This is a genomic window from Sphingomonas gellani (genome assembly GCF_900110035.1).
GTDB classification, from domain to species: Bacteria; Pseudomonadota; Alphaproteobacteria; order Sphingomonadales; family Sphingomonadaceae; genus Sphingomonas; species Sphingomonas gellani.
Genome location: NZ_FOCF01000002.1, coordinates 242,019 through 253,312 on the forward strand (window position 1 = coordinate 242,019; position 11,294 = coordinate 253,312).

The window sequence follows — 11,294 nt, forward strand, 5'->3', positions numbered from 1 at the left end:
GCTGCGATACTGGACGGAGCGATGCGAAACTGGTTTCCGTCAAGATGAACTCCTGATGCCCTGATGGTTCCGATACGCCGCGCGGGGGTGGCATCCTTTGCAACGCCTGTGCAGCGTGGCCGCGCCGATCGACGAACATCGCCGCACGCCCGGCCATGATGCGCATGGCGCCATCATGCGACGGCCCGCTTGGCGTCGGCCCAGAAGGCGTCGGGGATCGGTGTTTCCGCGAATCGTGTCGTCGCCTGTACCTGATCGGTACCGACCAGGCCTGGAATGACCGACACCACGGCGCGTGCGCGCAGCGGAAACCGGAGGGCGGCGGCGGGCAGCGATACGCCGTATCGATCGCACACCGCCTCCAGCCGGCGGACACGGTCGATCACCGAGGGTGGAGGCGCGCCATAATCGAAGTGGGAGGCGATCGCGTTGCGGCTGCCGTCGATCAGGATGCCGCTGTTATAGGGCCCTCCGATCACCACGCGCGTGCCCTTCGCCGCGCATCGTTCGAGCAACGGCCGCGCGGCCTCCTGTTCCAGCAGCGTGTACCGCCCGGCGAGCAGGATCACGTCGAGCTGCACTGCGTCCAGCAACGTGTCGCACACTGCGATCTCGTTCACGCCGATCCCGATCGCGTCCACGGCGCCCTGGTCGCGCAGATCGGCGAGCGCGCGATAGCCGCTGTCGAGGAAGTCGCGCAGGTGGCGCGCATTATCCGGGCCATGCTGTCGCTCCCCCAAGTCGTGCGCCAGGAGCACGTCCACGCGCGAACGCCCCAGCCGTGCCAGGCTTTCGTCATGGCTGCGTCTGACCGCATCGCCTGAATAATCGAAGCGTCCCTGATATGGCCTGGCGTTCACGAACCCGTGCCGTTCGGCTGCGGTGCTGTCCGTTCGCTCCAGCAGGCGACCGACCTTCGTCGACACCAGCCCACGGTGGCCCAGCACGCGTCCCAGCCGTATCTCGGCCAGGCCGAACCCATAATGCGGGGCCACGTCGAAGAAGCGGATCCCCGCGTCCCACGCAGCCGCCACGGTCGCGTCCGAGGTCTGGTCGTCGACGGCGCGATACAGGTTCCCGATCGCCGCGCAGCCCATGCCGAGTTCAGGGAGTGCGATCATGCCAGCGGTCCACAAACAAGCGCAGCATCTTGCCGCGCAAGCGTGCACGTCATGTCCAGCCGGGATGCCGGATCGCGCGTCAGCATCGCCCTATCGCTCTCAATCGTCATCGGCTCATCCCGAGGTCCGCCGCGACATCGCGAGAGCCGTCATGAGGGCGGCCGTCCCCCGTTCCGATGCCCGGACGGTCGGTCGCCGCAATGGCATGTGCACCGGGCCGGTTCGCGATCATGCGATGCCCTGTCCCTCGATCTTCACCACCGGTACGAAGCGACCGTCGACCCTGCGAGGTATGTCCAGGTGGAGCGCCTCGGCGGCATGGCGGTGCGCCACGGGCCCGCCACCCAGCAGCGTGACGCGCTCGATCGCTCCGCCCCGCCAGTGTTGCCGTCCCAACGCCTTCACCGCCGATGCCCCGGTGGGCCAGCCGAGAAACAGCACGTACAACGCCCCCTTGTTGGTGGTGAAGCGCACATCCTGCGGCGTAAACGGCTTCATCCCGCCCTCGTTCTGCATGCCGGGCGTCAGCACGGTCGGCCCCTCTCCGTACGTCCGCCATGGCCGTGAGCCGAAGATCGCCTCGCCGTTGATCGCGATCCAGCCGGCCATGTCGTCGAGGATCCTCTCCTCCTCGCTGTCGATGATGCCGCTGCCCGGCTGCGGCACGGAGAGGAGCAGATTCCCATTCTTCGACACCACGTCGGCCAGACGCTGGATCACGTCCTCGGCGGTCTTGTAGCTTTTGTCGTTCAGCCGGGCGACGTTGTAGAACCAGTCGCCGATGCAGGTGTCCGTCTGCCACGGTTCGTCCCACAGATGGTCGGTGAAGCCGCGCTCCACGTCCTGGACGATCCCGAACCGCTCGTGCGGCTTCAGCTGCTTGCCGGTAAGCACCACGTCGATCTTGCCGTGCCATTCGATCGAGCGATTGTAATAGTCCGCCGCGGCCTGAAGCCCGACCGGGCCAAAGGGCAGCCCGTAATCGTCGAAGTAGCAGAAGTCGGGGCGATACCTGTCGATCAGGTCGGTCTGACGCAGCAGCCAGTTGGTCACGAAGCGTTCGCCGCGCACGCCGGCGGGCGGGGTCTCGATCCACTGGCCGTCATGCTGGTCGTGCCACCGGTTCATGGCATCCACGGTGTCGATGCCGTCGGGCATCGGCGCAAAGGGGCCGGTATAGAGTTCCTGCGGGTCCAGGCCGTCCCACCATTGCCCGCGCCCATCCGCCATGGTGAGCCGATGCGCGTCGTAGCGGACGCCCTTTTTCGGCCCGGTCGGGTCATAGCCATAGGCCGGCTGATACCAATGCCAGCTGTGCGCGACATGGTTGGACACGCCGAATTTCAGCCCCGCCTCACGCGCTGCCTTTTCCCAGGTCCCGACCACGTCGCGCCGGGGTCCGACGCGGGTCGAGTTCCACGCATGGTAACGGCTGTCGTAGCAGTCGAGATTGTCGTGGTGGCAGGCCAGGGCCACGAAGTACTTGGCCCCGACCTTCTTGTATCGCGCGACCAACGCCTCGGGATCCCAGCGGTTCGCCGTCCACAGGTGCTGGATGTCCTTCATGCCGAAGTCCGACGGATGGCCGTAGGTCTTCAGGTGATGCTCGTACATCGGGTGACCCTGCATGTACATGAAGCGACCATACCAGTCGCCCTGCTCAGGCACCGATTGCGGCCCCCAATGCGCCCACAACCCCAGCTTCGCGTCGCGAAACCATTCGGGATACCGATAATGCTCGATCAGCGACGACCAGGTCGGCTGCACGGGACCCCTTGCCAGCCCCATCGGACTTCGCGCGAGCGCGGACCGGGCGAAGGGCAGGGCGGCCATGCCGGCCAGTGCGGCGCGGCGGGTGAACAAGGGCGGCGTCACCTGACCACCGCGCGACCGCCGAGCGTCCGCCTGATCGCCGCCAGCGCGACCGGTGCCATTACGGCATAGCCCTGCGCAGTCGGATGCACCCCATCGCTGGACAGACCCGGCTTCATCGCGCCATCCGGCGTGGCGAGCGCGCCGTAATAATCGACATAGGTGGCGCCGCTGGCGGCGGCATAGCTTTTCAGCCACGCGTTCATCGCGGCGATCTGCGGTGCAGGCTTCTTGTCCCTGGCCCAGGGAAAGGCGTCGGCCGGCGGGATGGACGCCAGCATCACCCTGATTCCATGCGCCCGCGCCAATTCGACCATGGACCGGATGTTGCCCTGAACGGTCTCCATCGTGGCCGCGCCCGTGTTCCCGGCGATGTCGTTGGTGCCCGCCATGATGTGGACGGCGGCGGGGTGAAGGTCGATCACATCGTTGCGAAACCGCACCAGCATCTGCGGCGTGGTCTGACCGCTGATGCCGCGATCGACACGACCGTCCTTCCAGAAATCACGACCCAGATTTTGCCAGTTGTCGGTGATGGAGTCGCCCATGAACACGACCCGTGGCTTCTGCCCCGACGCCCTCAGTTGCGCGTTGGCGGCCTTATAGCGGCAAAGCTGACCGAAATCGCGCGTGAGCATGTGCAGGTTCCAGAGCTTCCAGCCATCGCCATCGGTGGGAGCGGGGTGCTGTGGGCAGGGGGCCGCAACGATACCGACCGAATCGTCCGCGTGCGGATCGCCGGGAACGCTGGTCTGTCCCGAGACGCCCGTCGCCAACAATGCGGCTGTTCCGATCGCCATGATCCAGGGCCCTGTCGTCCGCATCATCTCTCCCGTCGGCCGTGCCGCCGCGCTCGTTCTGTGGTACCTTGCGTATGCCGTTGGGGCGCACGCCGTTGGTGGCCATTGACGTAGTAGCTGGCACAGCGGATTAGAAATGAAAACCGTGTTCGGATATAAAACTTGATGATCGCGAGATGTGCCGCGAACCCCGCTTACCGCCAGTTTTCAGGATCGCGCTGATGTCCAAGGCCGCTTCCGTGCTCGATTATCGCGAGCTTGCCCGCCGGCGGCTGCCGCGTTTCCTGTTCGAGTATATCGACGGCGGCAGCTATGCCGAGGTGACGTTGCGCCGCAACGTCGCGGACCTGGAGGCGATTGCGCTGCGCCAGCGGGTGCTGACCGACGTGTCGTCATTGGATCTTGGCACCACCCTGTTCGGCCAAAGGCTCAACCTGCCGGTTGCGCTGGCTCCGATCGGATTGGCGGGAATGAACGCCCGTCGCGGCGAGGTGCAGGCCGCTCGCGCAGCCGCCAGGGCGGGGGTGCCGTTCTGCCTGTCCACGGTGTCGGCCTGTTCGATCGACGAGGTCGCCCGCGCCGGCGCCGGACCGTTCTGGTTCCAGCTTTACATGATCCGCGACCGTGCCTTCATGAAGGATTTGCTCGCCCAGGCGACGGCGGCGGGGTGCACGGCGTTGGTCTTCACCGTCGACATGCCGGTGCCCGGCTCCCGCTACCGCGATTACCGCTCCGGATTGGCAGGTGCGTCGGGGCGGATGGGGGCGCTCCGTCGAGCGGTGCAAGGCGTGCTGCGTCCGGCATGGGCCTATAATGTCGGCGTGCGCGGCCGCCCGCACCAATTGGGCAACGTCGCGCCGGTTCTTGGCAAGAATACCGGGCTGGAGGATTTCTTCGCCTGGATGCGGGACAATTTCGATCCCGCAGTCACCTGGGCCGACCTGGACTTCATCCGGAACAGCTGGGACGGCCCGTTGATCATCAAGGGCATTCTCGACCCCGAGGATGCTCGGGCCGCGGCGGCGCTCGGCGCGGACGGAATTGTCGTGTCCAATCATGGCGGGCGCCAGCTTGACGGCGTACCATCCACCGCGACCGCCCTGCCGCCCATCGTCGATGCGGTTGGCGATCAACTGACGGTGCTGGCCGACGGAGGCGTGCGGTCTGGGCTCGACGTGATCAGGATGCTGGCGCTTGGCGCCAAAGGCGTGCTGCTGGGACGTGCCTGGGTCTATGCCTTGGCCGCCAGGGGAGAGGCAGGCGTGGCCCATGTCCTCAAGCTGATTGAGGCCGAGATGCGCGTAGCCATGGCCCTCACCGCTTGTACCAGCATCGATCGGATCGGTACGGACGCTCTCGTGGTACGGTGAGCATTGGAGTGCTCGATCCTGTTAAACCAACGTGGCAGGTCGGGTGGCCTGCTGATGGCGTAAGGCGCTGAGCCGCAAATCACGGGCGCTGTTACTCAGTCTGTTTTTGTAGGTTGAACTCCCCGCCGAGGGTGATCCGGTTGGCGGTCATCACGAAGACACACGACAAGGGTGCAGCCTTTGCTTCATGACGAAGGCGCTGGACGCTACGGCTCACCGCCTGAGGTCACCATTACAGATCGGCGACGACGCCTTCATGGACCCGGCCGCGGCCTCCGGGTTGGTGCCGCTGTGGCGTTCGTCGATCGGTGCGTCACGAACAATGTTGGCGCGTCGGAAATGAACCGGTCGAGCACCCCGTCGGCGATCTTGATCGGCCCGTCGAAGCGGGTGGCACCGGGTATCGATCGGGTCGCCGCCGCCTGGGCTGCAAGTTCGCCGGCATCGGCAAAATAGCGGTCGGTGGCGGAACTGCCCTGATCGGCGGCGCGAAGGCCGGCAGCGGTCAGTTGCAACGCCCGACCCCATAGCTGCATCCCATCCAGCCATGGCCGCGACTGCGCGATGAAGGCGGGGTCGATCGTGCCGGCGCGGATGATGTCCGGCGCGTTGGCAATGTCGTCCGCCCGCGCGCCGAGATCGGCGATCGCCACCGCGCGCGCGGTGGCATCGCCATTCGCGATCGCATCCCGCACCTGATCGAACAGCAACCTGAGCCGTGGCGCCTGTTCCTGCCAAGGCTGGGTGCCGAAGGTCGGTGCCATGTGCTGCGTATCGAAGAAGGTCAGCAGCGCCCGTGTCGCACGATCGTCGCCACCGGCCAGATCGCGCGCGGTCGCGATCCAGGTGCCCTGGGCGTCATATCCCTTGTCGTTCCACGCGAAGGCGGCGACCCCTGCCACCGCGACGCGGCTCGGTGCCTCCTGGTTCATCGGGTTGGAGAGGATGCCGGTCAGCTCGCCGGCCAGCCCTGCTTCCCTGCGCACATAGGGGGCGAGCAGCAGCCGTCCGGTCGTCTGGGCATAATCGTTGACCGGGTAATTGTCCCAGAGCAGCGTTTTTCGCCCGAACGCCTTGGTCGCCGCCTTCGCATCGGGGATCGAGATGGCAGGCGGGACGACATCGGTACCGGTCCACTGCACCACGATCCTCGGGTCGAGCTCCTTGCGCAACGCCGCCTTGTACGGGGTGTCCTTGGCGTCGTAATATTCGGTCGGGACCATGATCAGCGGCCGCGCTGCCGGCAGCTTCGCGGTCAGATACGCCTGCACGCCGTTCAGGAACCGGGCCTGCGCGACACCCGCCGCCTGCGGTCCCGACGGGCCGAACGTCGCCTTGTCCCGGTCGCAATTCCACTTGGCATATTCGATATCGTCGAGTGCGACATAGAAGCTGGAGACGCCGATCCCACGCAGCGCGTCGAACTTCCGCTCCAGCGTCTGGGCATCGGCGGGGTCGGAAAAGCAGACGGTCGGGCCGGGCGAGATGGCATAGACGAAATCGATGTGGTTGCGCCGGGCGGTGGCAGCGAGCGTGCTCAAATTGCTCAAGATGGCTGCCGGATAGGCGTCGCGCCATCGGTCCCGCGCAAAGGGATCGTCCTTGGGCGAGTAGACGTAGGTATTGGCCTTCACCGTCGCGAGGAAGTTCAGGTGGCTGGTGCGATCCGCCATCGACCAGGGTTTGCCGTAGAACCCTTCGATCGTGCCGCGGATCGGCATGGCTGGATGGTCCTGGATCACCATCGCTGGAATGCGGCCGCGCATCGCCAGTTGTCGGAACGTCTGAACGGCATGGAACAGGCCGTCGGCATCATGCCCGGCCAGCGTCACGATGCCGCCATCGCCAGTGACCTTGCTGACGATGTTATATCCCTCCGGCTTGTCCGGGATGGTCGCCGCGCTGCGTTCGAGCGCCTTATGCACCACGCCGGTATCCCCAACGCCGAGGACGACGTGCAGTCGGTCGGCCATGGCCGGCAGGCGCCGCGCCGTGTCGATGGTTTCGACACCAGCCGAGTTGAGGATATCGCGGACGAGCGCGACGGTGTCGGCATCGGTGCCGGGTTCCGCGATCACGACGACCGATCGACCGACGGTGATGGCACCGCCGCTCGCTTCGATCGAGACGGGGGCGGGGACCAGCACGGGAAGCGTCGCTGGCTCCGCAACCGCCGCCGTGGCGACGCCCAGGACACTGGCTGCCGTGATCAGCGACGGCAGAGTAGCCGGTTTGCCGGAACGGCGGATCATTGGCTTCTCGCGATATGTGGGTGGTTGCGTCGCGAAGTGTATTGTTTTCGCGCGGACGGCAAGAGTTCGGATCGTGACGGTCGAAACCGATGGGCGGAGAGAAGCGATGGCTAGCCGTGGAGGCTCGCCATGGTTGGGTCGAGACGATCGGTGCCGTCAGTCCTCCGTTCACGCGCCTTTTGGTGGCTCGCCGCGCGGCTTGATCTTCCAGCCGCACGCGTGCCGTTGAATGCGTTATAAGTCTCGATCGGCAAGGCTGGTATCAGCACCTCGGTGAGCAGCGCGGTGATCCAGTCCCATTCTTCGCTTTGAGAGTGCGCTGCGAGAGCGCTCGCTGCTGCGGGAACGGATGGTGCGGGCTTAACCTCTTCGGTCTAGCTTTCTCATGCAGGAAGCCAATTCGGCTGGCCCAGTCGAGCGTGCCTCGATTCGGCTGTGACTGAGTATGAATGGCGCTCACGGCGGCCATAGTGACGAGGTCGGCTTCCCCGCTGATCTCGATCACTGCGGCGAGACGCAATGCGACGCGACGGGGCGGCCCGTGACACTCTCGTCATTCCGAAGGGTCGAGTACGATGACCGCGAGACAACTGCGTCGAAGTAAAAACCTGCGACCTCATAACGGTTTAGGCGCCGCGCACCTGCCGGCTTCTCGGCCGTCCGTTCTGGTTTTTTCAGCTTTCCAAACACTCGCAACGCCATCGTGCAGGAGAGTGCCTTTCTGACAGGCGGGAGCAGCGGGCGATTTAATTAAAGAAAATGACAAAACTTATCTTGATAGCGCTAAATTTAGAACTATCCTGCGCCGAGCGATGATCCGGGTGAGCAAGGCGGATCAGCTCGAAACGGGGAGAGATCTATGCGGCAGGTAATCAGCAAAGCTTTGTGGCGTGCGTCCTTGGTAGCATCGACGATGCTTGCTTCGCCGGTGATGGCACAGCAGCGTCCAACGGAGCCGGCTCCCACGGCTGAAGGCGCGAACGCTGCCGCTGGGCGGGCCGGTGCCACCGCGCCGGATGCGACGGTGCAGGGCGCGGTTGCGCAGGATGTCGCACCGGCACAAGCTGAGCCGCAGCGCGACGTGGTGGTGACGGGATCGCGCATCATCTCCAGCGGCTTCACCGCGCCGACGCCGACGCAGGTGCTGAGCTACGAGGCGATCACCAAGAACGCGCAGCCGAACATCTTCACCACCGTGGCGCAACTTCCCTCGCTTCAGGGCAGCACGGGCGCATCGGTCGGCGCCAACGGGACCTCGACGGGCGTTCAGGGTCTCAGCACGCTCAGTCTGCGTGGCCTACAGCCGATCCGCACGCTGACGCTGATCGACGGGCAGCGCGTCGTCGGCGCAAACGTCACGGGTGTCGCGGACGTCAGCCTGTTTCCGCAGTTGCTGATCGAGCGGGTCGACGTCGTGACAGGCGGCGCGTCTGCTTCCTACGGTTCGGACGCGGTTGGCGGTGTCGTCAACTTCATCACCAACACGCGCTTCGAGGGCTTCCGGGCAAACGCGCAGACCGGGATCAGCACCTATGGCGACGATCACAATTATACGTTCCAGGCCGCCCTGGGCAGGGCGTTCATGCAGGATCGCCTCCACGTCATCCTGAGCGGTGAGTACAGCCACGAGGACGGGATTCCCTCTGCCGGCTTCGGCGTCGGCAACAGCCCGGATGGCGATGGCCCCAACGGGCGCGACTGGCTGGTCGCGCGCGGCGTGTTGAACCGTGGCATCACCCGCGATGGCCTGCCGCAGTATCTGTACCGCGACCATGTTCAGTCGACGCTGTTCGGCCGATTCGGCCTCATCAACTCCGGCCCGCTGCAAGGCACGGCCTTTGACGGCAACGGCAATCCGGTCCCGTTCCGCTACGGCACCGAATGTGTGCCCGGCTCCTGCGTCGGCGGCGACCTGAGCGGCAGTGTCGCCAATGGCAACAGCCTGAAATCGGCGATCGGGCGCCTGAACACCTATGGCCGGGTCGGGTTCGACATCGACCCGAACAACGAGATCTACGGCACCTTCAACGTCGCGGAGGTGAAGACCAGCAACACGCCAAATCCGGGTTTCGCGCAGGACAACCTGACGATCCAATGCTCGAACCCGTTCGTACCGGCGGCCGTTCAGGCGGCATGCGCGGCCAACGGCATCACCAGTTTCCGCTTCGGCACCGTAAACCCGATGTTCGATTTCATCGACGTGAACACGCGGCGTCGTCAGTACCGCTTCGTCGGCGGGGCCAAGGGCAAGGTGGCCGTGTTCGGCACCGACTGGCGTTACGATGCCTATTACCAGCACGGCACCGAGATCACCGACATCAACGTCAGCAACATCGCGCTGATGCCGCGTTATCGTGCGGCGGTGCAGGCGGTGCGCGGCCCGAACGGCGTGATCACCTGCGCCGATCCGATCGCGGTGGCGAACGGCTGCTCCCCGCTGAACGTGTTCGGCAACGTGACGCCGTCCGATGCGACCCGCGACTACATCACGCCGCCGAACGGCCCGTTCCAGCACACGCGCCAGACGCAGGACGTCGCCGGCCTGTCGGTCAGCGGCGAGACGTTCGACCTGCCGGCGGGACCGCTGGCGGTCGCGCTCGGCTCCGAGTTCCGCCATGAATTCTACCGCGTGAACGCCGATCCCTATGGCAACGGCGTGAACGTCGCGGGAAGTGCCTATGGCGCGGATTATCCGGCCGATCCCCTGCTCAGCAAGGGCGGTGGTAACTGGTACGCGGGCAATTACCGGAATGGCGGCGGCGGCTATGATGTGCTGGAGGCGTTCCTGGAGCTCAATGCACCGATCATCAACTCGCAGGAGTTCGGACGGGCGAACCTGAACGTCGCCGGCCGCGCCACCAACTACAGCACGTCGGGCACGGTCTACACGTGGAAGATCGGCGGTACGTTCGACACGGCGATCGACGGCTTCCGCCTCCGCGCGGTCACGTCGCGCGACATCCGCGCGCCCAACCTCAGCGAGTTGTTCGCGGCGCCGGTGACCAGCAACCGGACCGGCACGATCGATCCGTTCAACAACAACCGCTCGATCACGGTGCTGCAGACGACCACCGGCAACCCGAACCTGAAGCCGGAGATTGCGCGCAACACCGAGTTGGGGATGGTCCTGTCCCGGCCGAGCTGGCTGCCCGGGCTGAGCCTGTCGTTCGACTATTTCAAGATCGACATCAGGAACGCGATCTCCGCACTGGACGCGCAGACGCAGATCAACCTGTGTTTCGGGGGCGTCTCCTTCACCTGCGGGTCGTTCGACCTCAGCAACCTCGACTCGGCCTATGTCACGGTGCAGCCGTTCAACTTCGCGTCGATCAAGACCGACGGTTTCGATATCGAGGGCAGCTACCGTACCGAATTGGACGGGATCGGCCTGCCGGGGCGGTTCACCGTGCGCGCGCTTGCCACGCACACGATGAACTTCATCCAGGATACCGGTCTGCCGAACACGATCCCGAAGCAGCTCGCGGGCACCAACATCGAGGCGACGGCGGTTCCGCATTGGAAGTTGCTGGCGACGCAGGACTACAGCACCGACCTGTTCAGCTTCACGCTTCAGGAGCGCTGGTTCAGCGCGGGCGTGTTGTCCAACGAGAACATCGTCTGCTCGACCAATTGCCCGGTGTCGACGGTCAACCACCCGACCTACGACTACAACCGCGTGCCCGGCGCGTTCTACCTGGACGTCAGCACGTCGTACAAGTTCACGCCGCACATCTCGGGCTATTTCAAGATCGACAACCTGTTGAACCGTGACGCCGAGACGGTCCCCGGCAACATCACTACGCCGACGCTGTACGACGTCGTCGGGCGCGCGTTCCGGTTGGGCTTCCGCGCCAACTTCTGACGCCTTGGGCGGCTCGG

6 protein-coding genes are annotated in these 11,294 nt (G+C 65.3%); 2 read left to right on the forward strand and 4 right to left on the reverse strand.

What is annotated here, in order from left to right:
• Window positions 1-173 precede the first annotated feature (173 nt).
• The 3 genes from BMX37_RS05405 to BMX37_RS05415 form a co-directional block, all read right to left on the reverse strand.
• Window positions 174-1,121 carry an aldo/keto reductase gene (locus tag BMX37_RS05405; protein ID WP_093664464.1) on the reverse strand — a complete coding sequence of 316 codons (948 nt, stop codon included), beginning with the start codon at window positions 1,119-1,121 and terminating at the stop codon, window positions 174-176.
• A 228-nt stretch (window positions 1,122-1,349) separates the two neighbouring features.
• Window positions 1,350-2,954 (reverse strand): alpha-L-fucosidase, encoded by a 1,605-nt coding sequence (locus BMX37_RS05410; protein WP_093664796.1) that lies wholly within the window; start codon window positions 2,952-2,954, stop codon window positions 1,350-1,352.
• 38 nt (window positions 2,955-2,992) lie between these two features.
• Window positions 2,993-3,820 (reverse strand): SGNH/GDSL hydrolase family protein, encoded by an 828-nt coding sequence (locus tag BMX37_RS05415; protein ID WP_093664465.1) that lies wholly within the window; start codon window positions 3,818-3,820, stop codon window positions 2,993-2,995.
• 194 nt (window positions 3,821-4,014) lie between these two features.
• Between BMX37_RS05415 and lldD the strand changes: the two genes are divergently transcribed.
• Window positions 4,015-5,163: an FMN-dependent L-lactate dehydrogenase LldD gene (gene lldD, locus BMX37_RS05420; protein ID WP_093664466.1), complete on the forward strand. Its 1,149-nt coding sequence runs from the start codon at window positions 4,015-4,017 to the stop codon at window positions 5,161-5,163.
• 254 nt (window positions 5,164-5,417) lie between these two features.
• On the opposite strand, the gene BMX37_RS05425 is transcribed toward lldD, so the two are convergent.
• The gene (locus BMX37_RS05425; RefSeq protein ID WP_093664467.1) at window positions 5,418-7,415 is read right to left on the reverse strand and encodes a glycoside hydrolase family 84 protein; all 1,998 of its coding nucleotides are present in this window, start codon (window positions 7,413-7,415) and stop codon (window positions 5,418-5,420) included.
• Between the two features lie 913 nt (window positions 7,416-8,328).
• Here BMX37_RS05425 and BMX37_RS05430 point away from each other — a divergent pair.
• Window positions 8,329-11,277 (forward strand): TonB-dependent receptor plug domain-containing protein, encoded by a 2,949-nt coding sequence (locus BMX37_RS05430; RefSeq protein WP_244501406.1) that lies wholly within the window; start codon window positions 8,329-8,331, stop codon window positions 11,275-11,277.
• Window positions 11,278-11,294: the final 17 nt, after the last annotated feature.